We start from the raw sequence: 18,549 nt of genomic DNA on the forward strand, positions 1-18,549 counted from the left end.
TTCCGGCCGCTCTACCCCAGACGGGCCTCGATGGTCTCGATGATGCGCGGACGCAGCTCGGCGGCGCGGATGACGGCGTCCACCGAGCCGACCTCGACAGCCCGGTGGATGTTGTGCACCCTGTCGAACTCCGCGGCCACCTCGCTGAGTTTCTCCGCGCGCACCGACGAGCGCAGCTCGTCGAGTTCCGCGGTCAGCGCGGCGCGTTCGGTGCCGGCCGAGGCGGCGGTGCGGGCCTCCAGGTCCCGCACCCGCGCGTCGGCCGCCGTACGGGCGTTGACGTCGGCGGAGAACACCACAGCGGCGGCGGGTGCGCCACCGAGCACCGAGGCGAACGAGCCCTCCAGCGCCAGCACCGTCATGTTCGGGTTCAGCGCCTTCGAGAACACCACGAACGCACCGCCGTGGTAGCGCGAGATCACGCAGAAGACGATGGGCCCCCGGAAGTTCACGATCGCCCGGCCGATCTCGGCGCCGTACTCCAGTTGCAGCTTGCGCATCGACTCCGGTGAGCCGTCGAAGCCGGACAGGTTCGCCAGCACGACGAGCGGCCGGTTGCCGCTGGCCGCGTTGATCGCCCGCGCGGCCTTCTTCGACGAGCGGGGGAACAGCGTGCCCGCCGTGTAGGTGTCCGGACCGTCGGTGGGCGGGAAGCCGTGCCGGGGCACCGACCGGGACTCGATGCCGAGCAGGCAGACCGGGATGCCACCGAGGTGGACGTCCTGCACGACAGCGGTGTCCGCGTCCGCCATGCCGGCCCAACGCTCCAGCACCGGGTGGTCCTGGTCGGAGAGGGCCCGCATCACCGTACGGATGTCGAACGGCTTCTTGCGGTCCGGGTTGGACTCGACGGAGAAGATCTCCCCGACGGTGGCGAAGGCGCTGCCCGCCACGTCGTGCGGGAAGTCGGAGATGTCGCGGTCGGCCGGGTCGGTGGTGACCGCCCGCCGGGGCGCGTCCTCGCCGGGCGCGACGTACGTGTGGTCGTAGTGCGCCATCACCACGTCCCGTGCGGCCGTCAGGTTCGGCGCCCAGTACTGCGCCTGCCCGTTCGGCCCCATCACCCGGTCGTAGCCGCCGATGCCGAAGTTGTCCTCGGCCGACACACCACCGGAGAAGTCGAGCGACTGCTTGCCGGTGAGCACCATCGCCGAGTCGGGCGTCATCACCAGGATGCCCTTGGTGTGCATGAGCATCGTCGCCTCGGCGTTCCAGTACGGCTGCGCGCCGACGTTGATGCCCGCGACCACGATGTTGATCTCACCGCCGGCCTGGGTGAACTCGACGATCCGCTTGAGCGCGGCGGCCACCCAGTCCATGTTCTCCGTACCGGAGGTCATCGAGATCCGGGCCCCGGCGGACAGCGCCCACCACTCCAGCGGCACCTGCATTCGCTCGGCCAGGTCCAGTGCGGCGATCACGCGCCGGCACTCCGGCTCGGACAGGGCGCCCAGCGACTTCGTCGGGTCGCCGAGCAGCACCACCCGGGTGACACCCTGGGGGTAGCGCTCGGTCGGCGTGGTGACCACCCCGGCGACGATGGCGGCGCTGTTGCGCCCCTTCGGCCGGTCCACCGGTACTAGCGACGGAGCGCAGTCGGAGCCGGTTTTGGGCGGAGACGAGCACCGTCCATCCTGCGCGGCGTGGTCGTCGTCGAGGTCGTGCTCGACGAAGTCGCCGAGCCGACCGGTCAGCTCGTACGGGTACACGGTGTTGCGGCTGCTGGCCCGCAGCACCTTGAGCCGGTACTCGTCGAGCGGCTCGATCGGCTCGACCGGCGGCTCCCCGACGGCCAGTTCGGCGCCGCCAGCGGCGTCGAACGAGATCCGTACGGCGATCTTGGTCAGCTCGCCGGTCCGGCGGTCGCGCTGGCGCGCGATGAACAGGATCTCCTCCAGGCCGGCGCCCGCTGTCGTCGGGCGGACCCGCCCGGCGATCATCTCCATCTCCTCGCGGGTCAGCTCGCTCGGCGGCCACACGTAGACCACGATGCGGTTGGTGTTGAAGCGCGTCTTTGACGGCCGCCGCGACTGGGCGCGGCGGATCGAGTCGAGGCAGGCGGCGATGGCGTCCTCGGTCGTGGGCAGCGCGACCAGGCGGCCGTCCTGCTCGCGAAGCTCGGTCAGGTCACGCACCTGCGCGAACGCGACGAGGCGCTCGTCGGCGCGGTTCTCCCGGGCCACGCACTGGAAGAGGTAGACCTCCTCGTCCGACGACGGCAGCCGGGTCAGGTCGAACTTGTGGAGCCGCTCCAGCTGCATCCGCTGCGCGATGTACGGGTGCAGCCCACGGATCAGCCGGTCCTCGGTCAACTGGGCGCCCGACGGGCGGAAGGTGAAGTGGTGGTGCATCACCGCCCCTCCGCGACCCGCGACGGTGGTGGTGACCCGACGGACCTGGGGCGGCAGCGGGTGCGTGGCGATGACCTCGGCCAGTGCGGCCGCCATCGCGTCGAAGTCCTCCGGCTGGTTTTCCCAGCCGAGGTAGATGTCGGCGTCGACGGCGTCCTCGCCGGTGGCCAGCTCGGCCAACCCGCGCAGGGCGCTGCCCAGCGCGTCGAAGCTGACCGCGGCGGAGACCACGCTGGAGTCGGCGCGTTCGGCGACCACGAACGTGCAGCCCGCGACCTCGCGGGTGAGCACGCTGGTGAGCGACCGGTTGCCGTAGTACCGCCGGGTCAGCACCTCCAACATGACCGCGTTGTCGAGGTGGTCGCGGACGAGCCGCTGGCCGAGCAGCCGGACCAGCGGCTCGGTGCTGCGCACCATCTCGGCGATGCGCTCGGCGCGGTCCGGTGCGTCCGGGTGCGCGTCGAGGTGCCGCAGGTGCCCACGGACCTCGGCGTAGACGCGGGCGCGGTTGCGGCGCAGCAGCGGCTGGGCGAACCAGGCGAACACCACGCCGCGGGCGAGGTCCGCGACCACGGGGAAGCGGACCTGCGTCGCGGCGATCAGCCGCTCCAGCGCGAGGCCGGCCGGTTCGCGCAGCGTCTCGTCCGGCGGGGTCTCCCGCAGCCACGCGCGCAGCAGCGCCGTGATGACCTGCGCGTCCGCGGAGGCGCGCTGCTGGGCGAGGAAGATCCGGAAGACGGCGGCTTCGAGGGCGGGGGTGCGGTCCAGGTCGGTGACGCCGTACCGGCCGAGCGCCTTGCCGAGTCTGGTCTGGAAGGCGTCCGGCAGCCCGGCCCGCTCGACGTCGAGGCTCTGCAGGTAGGTGTGGAAGTACTCCCGGGCGCTGTGCACGTGCGCGGCGCCGCCGTCCTCGCCCGTCGGCCGGTTGCGGCTCAGTTCGGCGAGATCGGCGAACACCTCGATGAGGTCGAGTTCGGCGGCCAGGGGCCGCTGACCGGCTTCGGTGGCCGCCCGCCGTGCGGTGAGGTAATCGTCGAGCACCCGACGGTCGTCGTGCGGGTCGACGTCGAAGCCGAGCAGTAGACCCCGCAGGTCCTCCTGGCCGCGCCTGCTGCGCTCGTCCGCCGGGATGTCCGCGGTGGCGGTGGGCAGGTCCAGTTCGACGGTTTCGGTGCTCGGGTCGTCAGCGGTCTCCTCGGCGTCGTCCGCGAGCGGCTCCAGGCGCAGCAGCGGCGCACCGGCCTCCACCTGGCTGCCCACCGACACGGCGCACTCCTTGAGCCGCGCCTTGAACGGCGCCCGCAGCACCGTCTCCATCTTCATCGCTTCCAGCACCAGCACCGGCGCGCCCGCCTCGACCTCCGCGCCGACCTCCAGCGGCGTGGCGACGACCAGCGCGGGCATCGGGGAGCGCAGGACGCCACCCTCGTCCCGGCTGACCCGGTGCGTCACGCCGTCCACCTCGACCAGGTGGGTCGGCCCGTACGTGCCGGTGAGCAGGCGGTAGCGGATGCCGTTGACGACGATCTGACCGGTGTGCCGGTCGAAGCGGTCGAGCTCGACGTCGGCGGTGCGCACGATGGGGCCGGTCTCGATGCCGACCCGGAACCGGTGCGCGCCTACCCGCGCCACCCGGGTGCGGTAAGCGACGCCGCGCAGCTTGAGGTCCAACGGTCGGCCGCTGGCGTGCTGCACCTGCGGGCGCCCGCCGGCCGCCGTCGACAGCAGCCGCTGCCGCTCGACGCGCTCCTCCTCCTCGTACGCCTCGATGGCGGCGGCGGCCAGGGCGACAGCGGAGTGGCGGTGCGTGACGAGGCGGCCCTCGCCGCGGACGCGGTCGATCCAGCCGGTGTCCGCGCTGGCGTCGATCACCTCGGGCTGGTCGAGCAGGTCGAGCACGAAGCTCTTGTTCGTCGCCCCACCCTCGATGATCACCGTGGTGTTCGCCATCGCCCGGCGCAGCCTGCCGAGCGCCTCGTCGCGGTCACGGCCGTACGCGATGATCTTCGCGATCATCGAGTCGAAGTCGGCCGGGATGGTGTCGCCCTCGCTGACGCCGGTGTCCACCCGGATGCCGGGGCCGCTGGGCAGGTCCAGCCGGGCGATGCGGCCGGGGGACGGGGCGAAGTCGCGGTCGGGGTCCTCGGCGTTGAGCCGCGCCTCGATGGCGTGCCCCCGCTCGGCCGGCGGCGCACCTTCGAGTCGCCCGCCGGATGCGACGTGCAGCTGCGCCTTGACCAGGTCGAACCCGGTGGTCAGCTCGGTGATCGGGTGCTCGACCTGGAGGCGGGTGTTGACCTCGAGGAACGCGAACAACCGGTCCCCGGGGTGGTAGAGGAACTCGACGGTCGCCGCGCCTCGGTAACCGACAGCAATGGCCAGCCGCTCGGCCGACGTCTTCAGCTCGGCAGCCTGCGCCGGGTCGAGCACCGGCGACGCCGACTCCTCGATGACCTTCTGGTTGCGTCGTTGCACCGAGCAGTCGCGGACGCCGAGCGCCCACGCGGTGCCCTGCCCGTCGGCGATCACCTGGACCTCGACGTGCCGAGCCCCGGTGACCAGGCGCTCCAGGAACACGATGCCGCTGCCGAACGCCCGGGCCGCCTCCTGGCTGGTGCGCTCGTACGCGTCGACCAGCTCGGCCTCGTTCCTGACCACGCGGATGCCGCGCCCGCCGCCGCCGGCGGTCGCCTTCAGCATCAGCGGGTAGCCGACCTCGGCCGCCGAAGCCGTGGCGGCGGCGAGGGTCTCGACGGCACCGCGGCTCCACGGCGCGACCGGCACGCCGACCTTCTCGGCGATCAGCTTCGAGCCGATCTTGTCGCCGAGCTGGCGCATGGCGTCCGCGCTCGGCCCGACGAACGTGACGCCGATCTTCTCGCACAGCTCAGCGAACGCCGGATCCTCGGCGACGAAGCCCCAGCCGACCCACGCGGCGTCGGCCCCGGTCTCGGTCAGGGCCCGCTCCAGCACGGCCAGGTTGAGGTACGGGCGAGCGGAGGCCGGGCCGAGGTCGTAGGCGATGTCCGCTTCGCGGACGAACGTGGCGTTGCGGTCGACATCGGTGTAGAGAGCCACGGTTTCGAGCTGGATGCCGGTCTCCGCGGCCAGCTCGCGGACCGCGTGGATGAGCCGCATGGCGGCTTCACCACGGTTGACGATGGCGACACGGTTGAACACCCGAAGAACCCCTTAGCTAGACCTCGACCTGCGTGCCGGGAGACGACGGCTCCCAGCAGTGATCACCTTTCCGCGTGGCGGCGGCCAGCGCTATGGCGCAACCACCGAACCCACCGTCCCTCAGTTGTAGGAAGTGCACAAAACTTTTTGGCACCCCCCGGGGACCGAGCCCGCCTCCGTCGGCTCGTCCCGGCCGCTCCGGCAGTTGATCAAGACGGTGCGGGCGGTTCACGTCCGCAGCCTCCCGTGTTCACCCCCGGGTGATCGGCTGACCAGGAAGATCATCGCCGGTCCGGTCAACCGCCGCCCGGCTCGACCATCCCGGCCCAGGCCAGGAACGCACCAGGAAAGGAGCGGCAATGAGGGCACCGCACCTCGTACGCCCACGTCTGGCGCTGCTGCTCGCGGCGGGACTCACCGCGCTCGTCACGCCGGCCGGCGTCGCCCATGCCGCGACCGCCACGGTACCCGCGACGGGCACCCCGATCACCATCACCTCGACCGCGCAGCTCGCCCCCGGGGTCACGTACGGCTCGTTCCAGGTGAGCACGCCCCGGGGCGTCACCGTCGGTTACCTGCTCACCGCCGACCTGAGGAAGAACAAGGTCTCCCTCGACCTGCTGCACCCCGACGCGGTGGCGCAGCGCTCTGTCGTCTCGGCGATGACGAACGAGCAGGGTGCCATCGCCGCCGTCAACGGCGACTTCTTCAACAACAGTGAGACGCACGCCGGCGTCACCCCGACCTACTCGTCGTCCGGTCCGGAGATCGCCGACGGCGAGGAGTTGAAGTTCGCGGTGCCGACCGCGCAGCGATTCGGCCCCGGCCTGGCCCCGGGCACCTCGACCCGGGACGTGTTCGGCGTCGGCGTGAACGGCAAGGCGCGCGTCGACACCCTGAGCCTGGACGGCGAGGTACGCAGCGCGAAGGGCACGATCGCGCTGGGCGGCCTCAACCAGTACGCGCTCCCGGTCGACGGCGTCGGCCTGTTCACCGCCGACTGGGGGACCGCCTCCCGGGTCCGGTCCACCTGCGGCACCGACACGAGCCGTAGCGACCCGTGCAGCACCCACACCTACGAGGTGACCGTACGCGACGGTGTGGTGACAGCGGTCGGCCCGACGCCCGGTGCGGGCGCGATCCCGGCCGACACCCAGGTGCTGGTCGGCCGGGAGGGCGGCGCGGACGCGCTCGACGACCTCGCCGTCGGTGACCGGGTGCAGGTGCGCGAGAAGCTCGTCTCCGCCGGCAAGCCGAAGCTGACCTTCGCGGTCGGTGGCGCGCCGATCCTGCGCGACGGTGCGCCGCTGGCCGGTCTGGACACCAAGACCGCCGCGGTACGCAGCGCGGCCGGTGTCAGCCCCGACGGTCGAACCGTGTACCTGGTCGCGCTGGCCGGCCGCGCCCCGGCCAGCGCCGGGTTCACGATCGCCGAACTGGCCGACCTGATGCGCTCGCTCGGCGCGGACGCCGCCGTGAACCTCGACGGCGGCGGGTCGAGCACTGTCGCCGTCCGCGAGCCGGGCCAGACCGCGGCCACCGCCCGCAACAGTCCCTCCGACGGTACGGAGCGTCTGGTTGCCAACGGCATCGGGATCTTCGTGGGCAGGCACTGATCGGTGCCCCCGCGCGAATTCGCCCCGCCCGGTGCCGCCGGACGGGGCGAATTCGCGTACCCGGGACGCCGGGCACCCGGACTGTCGGCCCGGGTCGGACAATGAGGTCGACCGAAGGGACCGGATGACCGTTCTCGACACCCGGGCGCTCAACCGCGCGACGCTCGCCCGGCAGTTGCTGCTCGACCGCGCCGACCTGCCGGCGCTCGACGCGGTCGCCCACCTCGGTGGCCTACAGGCCCAGGAGCCGCAGGAGCCGTTCATCGGGTTGTGGTCGCGGCTGCGCGCGTTCGACCCGACGGTGCTCTCGACCCTGCTGACCCAGCGACACGTGGTGCGTACCCACCTCATGCGCCGCACCGTCCACCTGCTCGTCGCCGACGACGCCGTGGCCTGGCGACCCCGTCACGACGCCATGCTGCGCCAACGCGTGCTCGGGGTCTACCGCGGCGAGCTCGACGGGGTGGACCTCGACGACCTCGCCGCTGCCGCGCGGGCGGTGGTGGCCGACGGTGAGCCCCGCTCGATGCCCGAGATCGGGCGGGCGCTCGTCGAGCGTTGGCCGTCGCCGGGCCCACGGGTGCTGGGCGAGATGGCGGTCGCGCTGCTTGCGATGACCCAGCTCCCGCCGCGGGCTGTGGCGGGCGAAGGGGGGCGCGCGCTACGTCCTGCTCTCCGCGTGGCTCGGCCGGGAGATCGCCCCGCCGACCACGGCGGGCGCCGACCCGGTCGGCCAACTGCTCGTACGCCGCTACCTGGCCGCGTTCGGCCCGGCGGCCACGGCCGACCTGCGGGCCTGGTGCGGCCTCGCCGGGCTGCCCGCCGCGGTGACCGCCATGCGGGACGAGTTGGTGACCTTCCGCGACGAGCGTGGCCGGAAGCTGATCGACCTCCCCGACGCGCCGCGCCCCGATCCGGAGACACCCGCCCCGGTGCGGTTCCTGCCGGCGTTCGACAACGCGATCCTCGGCTATGACGACCGCAGCCGGATCATCGACGACGCACACCGTCTCCTCTCGGTGGCCGGCGAGCGCGTGGTGCTCGTCGACGGCCGGGTCGCGGCGACCTGGAGCGTCGACTCGGGCACGGTGACCGTCAACCCACTCCGCGGCTTCTCCCGAGCGGACCAGGCTGCCGTGACCGAGCAGGGGCAGGAGCTGGCGTCCTTCCTCTCCGACAACGAGAGCGACCGGGTGCGGGTCGGTTCGTCTCCCCGGTGACGGGCCAGGACGGTCCGACGCCGGGGAGACGAAGAGATCAGTCGACGGTCGGCGGAGCCGTCCTCGCCGCCTCGGCGAGCGCCGCCGCCGCGCCGGCGTACGGGTTGTAGCTGTAGGTGCGCGCCAGACCGGCCGGCACTGTGAAGTACGCGGCCGACAGTTTCGCCGGGTCGCTGGCGATCTCGCCACGCGCGGGGGCGTCGTTGCCGTCGTCCCGGCCCCAGGGCGCGTTGGCCGAGTTGGTCGAACAGCTCCAGGTGCCGACGCCGCAGTCGCCGGACGTGTCACCGGCGAACGTGCCCAGGCTGGCGAAGAGGCTCGCGTTGGACCGCTGCGCCCACAGGCCGCCGGCGGCGAAGATGTCGATCAGCTGATACCGCACGTCGCGGTCGTTGCTGCTGCTCGGCGTCTCGGCGACGGTCGACGGGTAGTAGACCAGGCCGTCGCCGTTGATGTCGTACTGCGGGTGTGCCTTGAGGCCGTGGCCCTGTGCCTCCTGCGCCGTGACCGGGTGCTGGAACGTGTCGTGCGGTGACGCCTGGAACCGCAGGGTGCCATCGATGCTCTCCCCGCCGCTGGTCCAGGTGCTGCCGGCCGGGGTGTAGGAGAAGAAGTCACTGTGCGCGACCGTGACAGCCGAGCGGAGAACGCCGTACGTGGAGCCGTCGCGCTCGATCGCGAACAGCGCGCCCTCACCGTCGTTCTCGTGTTCGGTCTCGAAGAACGGGTGGTCGGTCCAGTCGCGGGGGTGGAAGAAGAAGTACGTGATGTACCAGTGGGTGTTCGTCTCCACGACGGAGTAGTACACGTGCGCGGCGAGTGCGGTGCCTGCCTGGCCAGCCCGCTCCCAGTTGTCGCGTCCGTCCAGGTTGCCGTCGAAGTCGACAGGGGTGAGGTAGTCCGACTGACCGCTCAGGGCGTGGCTGCCGGTGGCATCGACGTCCTGGTAGTGGATGGGCGCCCAGCGGAGGGCCAGCTCGGCCCGGCTGACGGCGGCGTCGGCGGGGCTTGGCGCGGCCAGCGCGGCGGCCGCCAGCACCGCCGCCGCGCCTGCCGCGATCAGTGCCCTCAATCCCCGGGGTCGCCGGGTTGTGCTGCCTGCGTCGAGCATGGTGTGCTCCCGTGTCCCGAATGAATAGACCACAATGGATTGTCCGGGGTTCGGGCACCCAGTGGGTGTCCCTGCGGCGACGAGAAGGCGGACGATGTTCGACGGCATCGGGATCGTCTTGTATCGATGCTCACTGGCTGTCATGCTGTGGTTCGGTCGTGCTCGGGGAGCCAGCGCGCACCAGATCTTCTCCGGTCCGCGGGGGCGCGCGAGGTGACCATGTCACCCGTGCCGGGCAGCCTCGTCGGCGACCGGAAACCCGAGCGCGGCACCGGCTACCACCTCGGTCATCGGTGCCCGCTGACTACGGAGGTTCCGATGCTTCGCATGTTCCTCGCTGTCACGACCATGGCGCTGGCCGCCTGGACCGGAACGACCACCGCCGCCGAAGCGACACCCACGCCGACGCCATCGTCCACACCGACGCCGTCAGCGACACCGACGCCGGCCTGCCCACCAGCGCTACCGATCAGCGCCAGCGTGACCGGGGCCACCACCACGAGCCTGACCATCTCGTACGTCATCTTCTTCCGCCCACCCTGCGGCTACGACCCGCCGATGACCGTCAGCCTCTTCACCAGCCGTGAGGACGCCCAACAGTGGCGGGCCGCAGTCGCCGAGGGTGTCTCCGGGCCGGAGCGCAACGGCTCGGTGACCATTGATCGGCTCACGCCCGACACGGAGTACTGGTACCGGTTCACCGACGCCGAGGGCCGACGGGACCCGTACGTGATCGCCTCGGCCCGGACCGCCTCGCTGACCTCGTGCCGCGCGACGGCCACGATCGACGCCCGCTGGGGCAGCGGCTTCGTCGCGACGGTAACGGTCCGCAACACCGGGACGCTTCCGCTGGACCAGTGGCGCGTCTCCTGGCAGTGGTCCGGTGACGAGCAGGTCCACACGGCCTGGGGTGGGGTGGCCGAGTCGACCGGCTCCGACGTCACCGTTCGCAACGCCTCCTACAACGGGACGCTGGCGCTGGACGGGGCCACCACGTTCGGTCTGCTCGTGACGACCAGCGCGGTGCCGGACGGCCTGACCCTGACGTGCGCGCGGTGAACGGCGTCCGCCCCGCTCCGGCGCGACGGCGGGAGCGGGGCGGACGTCGTGTCGCTCAGGGCTTGCGGGCCACCGCGCCGTAGGCGTCGATCCCGACGGCGTCGGGATCCTCCGGTCGCCACAGCGGGATCGGCACCAGGCCCGGCTCCACCATCACCAGCCCGTCGAAGCAACTCGCGAGGTCCTCCGGGCTGCGCAGGATGTACGGAACTCCGCCGCTCTGCGCCAGCCGCTCGGCACCCGAGACCACCGCCGGGCTGGTGTTGGTGCCGTCCCAGAGCACCAGGTGTGAGCCGGACGGCACCGCGTCCATCGTGCGCCCGACGATCGAGCGCACCACGTCAAGGTCGGGCTCGTAGCCCATCACGCCCATGTACATCACGGCGATGGGCTGGTCGAAATCGAGCGTCTGCGCCGCCTCGGCGAGGATCTTCTCCGGGTCGTGGTAGTCGGCCGGGACGTAGGTGGTGACACCCTCCGACGTCGTGCTGGCCAGCAGTGCCCGCGCGTGCACCAGCACCATCGGGTCGTTGTCCACGTAGACGATCCGCGAGTCGGGCGCGACGCCCTGGGCGACCGCGTGCGTGTTCTGCATGGTGGGCAGGCCGGTGCCGATGTCCAGGAACTGCCGGATGCCCGCCTCGGCCGCGAGGTGACGCACGGCCCGCACCAGGAACACGCGCGACTGCTGCGCCATGAGGACGATCTCCGGGTAGACCTCGGCGACAGCGTCGCCGGCCGCCCGATCGGACTGGAAGTTGTCCTTACCGCCCATCCAGTAGTTCCAGATCCGCGCCGCGTGCGGCACGTCGGGCTGAAGCTTCGCAGCGAGTTCGGGGTCCGGGCCGGCCATGCCTGGCTCCTATCGAGGGGTCGTCAGCTGGAGGTCACCACAGCGGTACGCCCGGGATCGTACTCCGGCAATGTCCACTCTCGACCAGGGGTGGACCCACGCCGCCAGGCAGGGGATCAGGTCTCTGTCAGCGGTGGACCACCCCGTTCTGGTACGCCCACACGACGGTCTGTAGCCGATCTCGTGCGCCGATCTTCGCCATGGCGCGACCGAGGTGCGACTTGACAGTGCTGGTCTCGATGAAGAGCTGCTCGGCGATCTCGACGTTCGACAGGCCCTGCGCGAGCAGCTCCACGATCTCGGTCTCCCGCGCGGTCAGCTGGTGCGCCGCCGCCGCGTCCGAGCGGGGAGCGGGCGTACGCCTGGCGAACTCCGAGATCACCCGACGGGTGACGGCCTGGTCGACGAGCCCGTACCCGCTCGCCAGGCGGCGGATCGCCTCGATCAGCTCCTCGGGCTCACAGTCCTTGAGGATGAACCCGCTGGCACCGGACTCCAACGCGCCGAAGACGTACTCGTCGAGGTCGAAGGTCGTCACGACCAGCACCGCCGGTGGCGTCCCGGTCGCCTCGGCGACGATCTGCCGGGTCGCGGTGAGCCCGTCGCCGTGCGGCATCCGGACGTCCATGCAGATGACGTCCGGTTGCAGCCGGCGGGCCAGCTCGACGGCGGCGGACCCGTTCGACGCCTCCGCCACGACCTCGATCTCGCCGGCCTGCTCGAGGATGACGCGGAAGCCGGCGCGGACGACCGCCTGGTCGTCGACGAGCATCACTCTGATCATGCTGGTGCCTCTTCCTTCGGCCGCGATGCGGCGGGGCCGTTCGTCGGGAGTGTCGCGGCGACCGACCAGCCACCGGCCGCCGTCGGGCCGGCGGTGAACGTCGCCCCGATCAGCTGGGCGCGCTCACGCATGCCCACCAGGCCGACGCCACCGGTCCGTGCCGCCGGTACGCGTCGCGTCGCGGCGGGTTCGTTCACCACCTCCAGCGACACCGAGCGGGGCTCGAAGCGGAGCACCACCCGCGCCGCAGCGCCCGGGGCGTGCTGGCGGGCGTTGCTGAGCGACTCCTGCGCTATCCGGTAGAGCGCCACGTCGGCGATCGGCGGCACCTCGCGCTGCTCGCCCTCCCGGACGAACTCCACCGGGCCGGCGAGGTTGCCTGCGGTGCGGACGAGATCGTCGAGCATGCCCAGCCCCGGAACCGGGGCGGCGCCGTCGCCGCCCTCGTGCCCGGGCCTGCCGCGCAGCACACCGACGACCAGCCGCAGGTTGTCCAGGGTCTCCTTGCCCTGGCTGCGAATCCAGGCCACGCCGGCCTTCGCGGCCGCCGGGTCCCGGTCGATCAGCCGCTCGACCGCCGCCGCCTGAACGACCATGCCGGAGAGGTGGTGCGCCGCAACGTCGTGCAACTCCCGGGCCATCCGGGAGCGCTCCGCGCCGATCGCCGCCTGGACCTTCGTGCGCTGCTCCCGGATCGCCTCATCCGCCCGCACCCGGACCAACTCGACGTAGCGCCGGTAGGTGGCCACGTAGCCGCCGACGAAGGTCGCGCCGGCGTAGGTCAGGGCGCTCGCCGAGACGTACGCAATGGCAGTCAGCAGATCCGGGGTGACCACGACGGCCGCCCCGATCGACTCCACCACCACGACCGCGCTGACGGCCAGCAGTGCACGCCGAACCGGCAGCAACGACCCGACGGTGTACGCCACGACGAACGGTGCGAGGCCCCGGATGGTCGCCTCGGGCAGGGAGAAGCCGATGATGGGCAGTTGGAGGCCGACGACGAGTGCGAGGCAGAGCAGTGGCCGGACCCGACGCAGGCACAGCAGCATCGCCTGCGCGCAGCAGATGGCGACGAGCAGCCAGGCCCGCGCCGGGTCGAACGACACCCCGTCCTCCGGTGCCACGAACCAGAACAGCGCGGTGAGCAGTACGAACGTCAGGACGGTCAGCACCGCGGCCAGCAGGCAGTCCCGTGGGAACACCCCGGTCACCCCGAACCGGGTGAGCCGTCCGTCGAGCCACTTCGTCAGTCGCGGTGTGCCGGGTTCGGTGTCGGCGTGGTCCCTCATGGGGTGCGCATCCTTGCTCCGGATCGTCCCGGGTCGGCGGGTCAGTAGGAGATGCTAGGCGCGAGCAGGTGGAACTCCACGGCGAACCAGCCCGCGCCGGCGAGAGCGAACAGGATCAGGCCGCTGGCGGTGATCCGCCGCCAGCCGAGGTGGCGTCGCACGTCGTCGACCAGCCGGACCGCGGCGGGCAGTACTCCGAGCAGACCGACCAGTTGCAGCACCTGAATGGTGCGCAGGGCGGGCCCGGGAACGTCCTGCAGGCTCATGATGCTGCCGATGCTCAGCACCCAGCCGGCGAACGCGAGCAGCGTGCCGGCGACGGCGAGGCGGCTCAGGATCCGCGCGGTGCGCCCCGCCCGCTCCCGGGGAGCACGGCCCAGCCGACGGCGGACGATCGCGCCGACCGGCCACGACAGGACGGCGAGCAGCAGCACGGCGGTGGACAGGGCCAGCACCGGAACGGCCACCATGGATGCGCGGGCCGGTTCGACGGGCAGCAACGCGAACGCGGAGTCGAAACTGATCGCCTCGACCCGGTCGTCGGTCGCCCGCATGGCGATCGTGCGCTGCCCGCCGACCTCGCGCCAGACCCAGGGCGCCACCTCCTCGTAGAGGGCGGGGGAGTCCGACAGCGGGCCCGGCTCCACCAGCAACCGGTCACCGTCGGCGACGCTGACAGTGGTCCGACCGACCAGACCGATCGCCGTCAGGAAGTTGCTGCCAATCGCTCGCGAGGACTCGTACGTGCCCGCGGCCAGCGCGGCGTGCTTGGCGGTGGTCGCCGGGTCCACGCCAGCGGTCGGCTGGTCGTCGCGGGCGGGGAAGTAGCGGTCGGCGAAGCCGTTCACGATCGACTCGCGAAGCTCGTGGCTGTCGAGGGCGCCGGAGCCGTTGCTGTTGAGCGACAGGAAGATGCCGGCCCGGTCGTCGGGGTAGATCTGAAGGTGGGAGTGGAAGTACTTGGTGTCGCCGCCGTGGCCGAGGATCCGGTGGCCGTTGCGGTCCTCGGCGAAGAATCCGAGGGTCATCCGGGGCCCGTCGGCCAGCGTGCCCAACGACGTCGCGTCCAGTGCCGGCCGCTGCATCAGCGCGCGGGTCGGTTGGTCCAGCAGGGGCGCGAAGCCCACCGGCTCGCCGAGTTGGGCGAGCATGAATCGTGCCATGTCCGTCGCCGGGGCGCTCAGCGCACCGGGCGGGGGCGTACCGACGATCTCGAACGGCGCGGCGGGCCCGGTGGAGGTGTCGTACCCGTTGGACATCCGGTCGCGCAGCGCCGCCGGGAGGGGCTGCTCGAAGGTCGACGACGGCATGCCCGCGCGGTCCAGGACATTGCGTTGGACGTACTCCTCGAAGCGCGTCCCGCTGACGCGTTCGACGATGTAGCCGGCGAGCGCGTTGCTGTAGTTGGAGTACGCGGGGACGGTGCCCGGCTGGTAGATCTGCTCCGGTGGGTCGGTCATCAGGGACCTGCGCAGGTTGAGGTCGCCGCCGTCGGTGCCGATGAGGCCGGCGATCCGCTCCTCGAAGCCGGCGGTGTGCGTGAGCAGGTGCCGCACTGTGACGGCCCGTTCGTAGCGCAGCGGCAGTTCGAAATCGAGGTACGTCTTGACATCGGTGTCGAGGTCGAGCTTCCCGTCCTGCACGAGTTGCAGCACCGCGGTGGCGGTGACGAGCTTCGACACCGATCCCATCCGGAACAGATGCCGGTCCGGGTCGACAGGTACGGCCGCGTTCCCGCTGGCGCCGGTGTCGGCGTACCCGTACCCGCGGGTTGTGAGGATCTTGCCGTCGTCCACGACGGCGACAGTGGCTCCCGCGATGTCGGTACGGTCGAGCGCGGCCGGGAGCAGGCCGTCGAGCCAGGCGTTGACGTCGGTGTCGGTCAGGGCCGAACCCACCCCGCTCGCTGCGGCGGGTGCCGCCGGAGCATCGATGGGCGGTGCGGGGTTGTGCTGCGGCGCGCCGCAGCCGGCGGCGCCCACGGCGATGACGACAGCGGTCGCCAGCACCGCGCCGAGTCGGACGAGAGGCCGGGCGGTTCGGGGTGAACCGGGTGCGTGAAGCGGAAGAGAGCGCATCGTCTGCCAGTGCCTTTCCTGGCGAACGGGTGTCCGGAGCAGGTCCGTACGGCGTCACCCGATGCCTTGGGACAAGCCTGTTCGAGTGATCGCCCCGAGCCATCTGGCGTGAGACGGCAATGCGCTTACGACTTGAGGAGGAGGGGCGGGTGCACCGATGGTGGGCAGAGGTGCCGCCCCGGTCGCGTGAACCACCGCCCGTACCGGTGCATCAAACCCTGTGACAGACCCCGCGGAGGAAGGACCACCCATGCGCGGCAACCTGCTCGTCGGTGCGATGCTCACCCTTACGTTCGTCGCCGGTTGCACGTCACCGGTGAAACGGGTCGGCGGCGACGCCGGGCCCGCCGGCTCTCCGTCCGCCAGCGCGAGCCCGTCGGCGTCGAGCGCTCCGGCGACCGGCAGCGCCGGCCCGAGTACTCCGGCCACCCGCAGCGCCACCCCGGGCGCCCCGAGCACCCGCACCTCCCGACCGGCCGCTCCGGTGAGCGAGATCAGGCGGACCAACTGGCCCAACGCGGTCATCCGCGGTTTGAAGTTCTGCGGTGAGTCCGACGACTCCGTGGTGTTCCGCAACGGGTCCAACGGCCTCGACATCCCGTGCCGGATCCTGCCGAACGGCGCACGGCCGGTGTATGCCGAATTCATCGGCGAGGAGCCGGCGAACGCGCCGTCGACGGAGGACGCGCTCGTCCTCGTCGAACTGGGCAACCCCGACGCGGCACGGCGGCAGGCCCTCGTGCCGATCCAGCTCTCGTACGACGGCAGGGAGCGGTACGCACGGCCGATCATCCTGGGTGACAATTCCAGCCCGTCCGGCGACCGGGTCATGACGTTCGTCTCATACCGAGTCGTGGGCGAGACCGTGCAGGCCACCGTCCGCAAGCTCGACGGTGGTACCGAGACGCGTCGGTGGCGCATGGTCGACTTCGCCGGCAACTGGGAACGGTACTAGCGTTGTTCGACCATCGAGCTGTCCACCCGCAGCGTGCCGAGGATCTCGTCGGTGCGGTCGACGCCGTCGGTCTGCTTGACCTGGACGTACACGCCGAAGGTGCCGGCCGCCGCGACCAGGGTGACCTCGCTGAACGACGTCTGCGCGCCACCGCATCGCGCCCAGTGCCGGACGGTCCCACTGAACGCGGCGACGGTGACCGCCCGGCCGGCGACGGGTGTGCACCCCCGGTGATCGGGCAGCGTCGGCTGCTCCGCTCCGCGCAGCCCGGGGCTCACTCCCACGAAGACCCCCGGTGTCGCGCTGTCGACATCGGACCACTCGGTGAGGTCGGCTCCGACGAGCAGGCCGGGGCGGCGCCCGTCGGCGAGGCCGATCACCATCGGGTCCCAGCCGCCGTCGCGCAGTTGCCGTGCCCAGCCGCCGGGAACGGCCACCGAGACAGCGCCGGTCGTGTCACCCACCCGGACCCAGCCGAGTGGCGCGGTGGCGGCGGTGGCGGATCCGGCCATGACCAGCGTCGCGGTCACGGTGCCGACGGCGGCGAGGAACCGGCGGATGCGCCGCGGCGGCGGGCGGGCCGCCAGCTGCCGGCTGGCGAGCAGACCCTCCAACGCGCCGGCGTACGCGGCGGCGGTGGGCCAGCGGCGCTCCGGATCGCGATGCATCGCCCGGCGGACGGCGCGCTCGACGGCGGCGGATGCGCAGGGTGCCGCCGCCACCGGCTGCCCGGGCGGCGAGCCGGTCAACATGTGGTGCGTCAGCGCGCCGATCGCGTACACGTCGGCGCGTACGTCGATCCCTCCGCCGGGGACGCCCTGCTCGGGCGCCATGTAGGCGGGCGTGCCGGCGACCACTGTGAAGCCGGACGCGTGCGCGAGCGTCTTGGCCAGCCCCAGATCGGCGACCAACACCCGGTCACCGGCCGGGGTGGAGTCGAACAGCACGTTGGAGGGTTTGAGGTCGCGGTGCAGCACGCCGTTGTCGTGCAGGACCGCCACCGCCCTGGCGATGTCGGCGGCGATCCGCAGCGCCGAGCGCACCGGCATCGGCCCGCCGCTCAGCCGGTCGGCGAGCGTGCCGCCAGCGGCGTACGTCATCACCAGGTACGGCCGGCCGTCGGGCAGCTCACCGATGTCCAACACCCGGACCAGATGATCGGAGTCGACCTGCCGCATGAACCGGGCCTCCTGGCGGAAGCGCCCCCGGATGTCGGCCCGCTGCGACCAGTTGTCGGCGAGCACCTTCACGGCCACCGGCGAGTGCAGCTCGTCGTCGTACGCCAGCCACACGGTGGCGAACGCACCGGCGCCGACAGGGCGTGCGATGCGGTACCGGCCAACCTGCGGCGGGATGGACACGATCGTATTATCCGGCCACCGGGACTCCGGTGACGCCCACGAGCGGGGGAGCGCGGGTGGCGAAGGAATCTGACACCGAGGAGCTGGCGAGGCGGGCGGCGGCCGGCGACAGCGCCGCACTCGACGCGCTGCTGGCCGCGATCGGTCCACGGGTGCTGGAGCAGTGCGGGCGGTTCCTGCCCTGTCGGCAGGACGCGGAGGAGGCGGCGCAGGACGCGTTGTTGCAGGTGGCCCGGCGCATCCACCGGTTCGAGGGGCGGTCGCTCTTCTCCACCTGGTTGCACACCGTGGTCGCCAACTGCGCCCGCCAGACGTACCGGTCACTGCGGCGACGATCGGCCGAGCGGCCCAGCGCGCTGCTGCCCGTCGAGGTGGCCGACCCCCGTACGACGAGCGTCATCGCCGGATCGCGCCTCGACCTGCTGGACGCGCTGGACCGGCTGGAGGCGCACCGACCGGAGCTGGTGACGGCCCTCGTGCTCCGCGACGTGTGTCAGCTCGACTATCAGGAGATCGCCGGGCAGTTGGGCATCCCGATCGGCACGCTGAAGTCCCGGATCCATCACGCCCGTCGGTACCTCCGGGAGACGTTGCGGGGTAGTTGAGCGATCCGTACGCCGATCCGTGGGTTTGCCTCCGATCGACGGACATCGTTTGACATGTACGCCGAGCGCATCTTTGATGGTCGA

11 protein-coding genes and 1 pseudogene are annotated in these 18,549 nt (G+C 71.8%); 5 read left to right on the forward strand and 7 right to left on the reverse strand.

Annotated features, from left to right (window positions below; all coding sequences use genetic code 11):
- Window positions 1-11: 11 nt before the first annotated feature.
- A complete protein-coding gene (locus GUI43_RS22000) occupies window positions 12-5,531 on the reverse strand; it encodes an ATP-binding protein (RefSeq protein WP_112699691.1) in 5,520 nt (1,839 codons plus the stop codon).
- A gap of 359 nt (window positions 5,532-5,890) precedes the next feature.
- On the opposite strand from GUI43_RS22000, the gene GUI43_RS22005 reads away from it, so the two are divergent.
- Both GUI43_RS22005 and GUI43_RS22010 read left to right on the forward strand, forming a co-directional pair.
- Window positions 5,891-7,147: a phosphodiester glycosidase family protein gene (locus GUI43_RS22005; RefSeq protein WP_112699692.1), complete on the forward strand. Its 1,257-nt coding sequence runs from the start codon at window positions 5,891-5,893 to the stop codon at window positions 7,145-7,147.
- Window positions 7,148-7,271: 124 nt separating this feature from the next.
- A pseudogene (locus GUI43_RS22010) lies at window positions 7,272-8,367 on the forward strand (winged helix DNA-binding domain-containing protein).
- A 37-nt stretch (window positions 8,368-8,404) separates the two neighbouring features.
- Here the strand turns inward: GUI43_RS22010 and GUI43_RS22015 are convergent.
- A complete protein-coding gene (locus GUI43_RS22015) occupies window positions 8,405-9,478 on the reverse strand; it encodes a hypothetical protein (protein ID WP_112699693.1) in 1,074 nt (357 codons plus the stop codon).
- A 318-nt stretch (window positions 9,479-9,796) separates the two neighbouring features.
- Here GUI43_RS22015 and GUI43_RS22020 point away from each other — a divergent pair, with 318 nt between their 5' ends.
- On the forward strand, window positions 9,797-10,537 hold the full coding sequence (locus GUI43_RS22020; protein WP_112603154.1) for a cellulose binding domain-containing protein: 741 nt from the start codon (window positions 9,797-9,799) through the stop codon (window positions 10,535-10,537).
- A gap of 55 nt (window positions 10,538-10,592) precedes the next feature.
- Here GUI43_RS22020 and GUI43_RS22025 read toward each other — a convergent pair whose 3' ends face one another.
- The 4 genes from GUI43_RS22025 to GUI43_RS22040 all read right to left on the reverse strand — a co-directional run bounded on the left by GUI43_RS22025 (window position 10,593) and on the right by GUI43_RS22040 (window position 15,475).
- Window positions 10,593-11,390: an SAM-dependent methyltransferase gene (locus GUI43_RS22025; protein ID WP_091399609.1), complete on the reverse strand. Its 798-nt coding sequence runs from the start codon at window positions 11,388-11,390 to the stop codon at window positions 10,593-10,595.
- A 127-nt stretch (window positions 11,391-11,517) separates the two neighbouring features.
- On the reverse strand, window positions 11,518-12,174 hold the full coding sequence (locus GUI43_RS22030; RefSeq protein ID WP_091399607.1) for a response regulator: 657 nt from the start codon (window positions 12,172-12,174) through the stop codon (window positions 11,518-11,520).
- Window positions 12,171-13,466 carry a sensor histidine kinase gene (locus GUI43_RS22035; RefSeq protein ID WP_112699694.1) on the reverse strand — a complete coding sequence of 432 codons (1,296 nt, stop codon included), beginning with the start codon at window positions 13,464-13,466 and terminating at the stop codon, window positions 12,171-12,173. The genes GUI43_RS22030 and GUI43_RS22035 overlap by 4 nt, the downstream gene beginning before the upstream one ends.
- Before the next feature lie 41 nt (window positions 13,467-13,507).
- Window positions 13,508-15,475, reverse strand: a complete 1,968-nt coding sequence (locus tag GUI43_RS22040) for a serine hydrolase domain-containing protein (protein ID WP_211326743.1) — start codon at window positions 15,473-15,475, stop codon at window positions 13,508-13,510.
- A gap of 319 nt (window positions 15,476-15,794) precedes the next feature.
- Here GUI43_RS22040 and GUI43_RS22045 point away from each other — a divergent pair, with 319 nt between their 5' ends.
- The gene (locus GUI43_RS22045; protein WP_112603001.1) at window positions 15,795-16,499 is read left to right on the forward strand and encodes a hypothetical protein; all 705 of its coding nucleotides are present in this window, start codon (window positions 15,795-15,797) and stop codon (window positions 16,497-16,499) included.
- On the opposite strand, the gene GUI43_RS22050 is transcribed toward GUI43_RS22045, so the two are convergent.
- Window positions 16,496-17,860, reverse strand: coding sequence for a serine/threonine-protein kinase (locus tag GUI43_RS22050; RefSeq protein ID WP_112699696.1), 1,365 nt, complete (start codon window positions 17,858-17,860; stop codon window positions 16,496-16,498). The two genes, GUI43_RS22045 and GUI43_RS22050, sit on opposite strands and share 4 nt — an antisense overlap.
- Window positions 17,861-17,916: 56 nt before the next feature.
- Here GUI43_RS22050 and GUI43_RS22055 point away from each other — a divergent pair, with 56 nt between their 5' ends.
- The gene (locus tag GUI43_RS22055; RefSeq protein WP_112699697.1) at window positions 17,917-18,465 is read left to right on the forward strand and encodes an RNA polymerase sigma factor; all 549 of its coding nucleotides are present in this window, start codon (window positions 17,917-17,919) and stop codon (window positions 18,463-18,465) included.
- Window positions 18,466-18,549: the final 84 nt, after the last annotated feature.

Source organism: Micromonospora noduli (assembly GCF_003264365.1).
In the GTDB taxonomy this organism is placed as follows: domain Bacteria; phylum Actinomycetota; class Actinomycetes; order Mycobacteriales; family Micromonosporaceae; genus Micromonospora; species Micromonospora noduli.

What these genes read in the sequence shown, in the direction of transcription:
- GUI43_RS22005 (WP_112699692.1), top strand. Translation starts at nt 5,891, where the DNA reads ATGAGGGCACCGCACCTCGTACGCCCACGTCTGGCGCTGCTGCTCGCG.
- GUI43_RS22015 (WP_112699693.1), bottom strand. Translation starts at nt 9,478, where the DNA reads ATGCTCGACGCAGGCAGCACAACCCGGCGACCCCGGGGATTGAGGGCA.
- GUI43_RS22020 (WP_112603154.1), top strand. Translation starts at nt 9,797, where the DNA reads ATGCTTCGCATGTTCCTCGCTGTCACGACCATGGCGCTGGCCGCCTGG.
- GUI43_RS22025 (WP_091399609.1), bottom strand. Translation starts at nt 11,390, where the DNA reads ATGGCCGGCCCGGACCCCGAACTCGCTGCGAAGCTTCAGCCCGACGTG.
- GUI43_RS22030 (WP_091399607.1), bottom strand. Translation starts at nt 12,174, where the DNA reads ATGATCAGAGTGATGCTCGTCGACGACCAGGCGGTCGTCCGCGCCGGC.
- GUI43_RS22035 (WP_112699694.1), bottom strand. Translation starts at nt 13,466, where the DNA reads ATGAGGGACCACGCCGACACCGAACCCGGCACACCGCGACTGACGAAG.
- GUI43_RS22045 (WP_112603001.1), top strand. Translation starts at nt 15,795, where the DNA reads ATGCGCGGCAACCTGCTCGTCGGTGCGATGCTCACCCTTACGTTCGTC.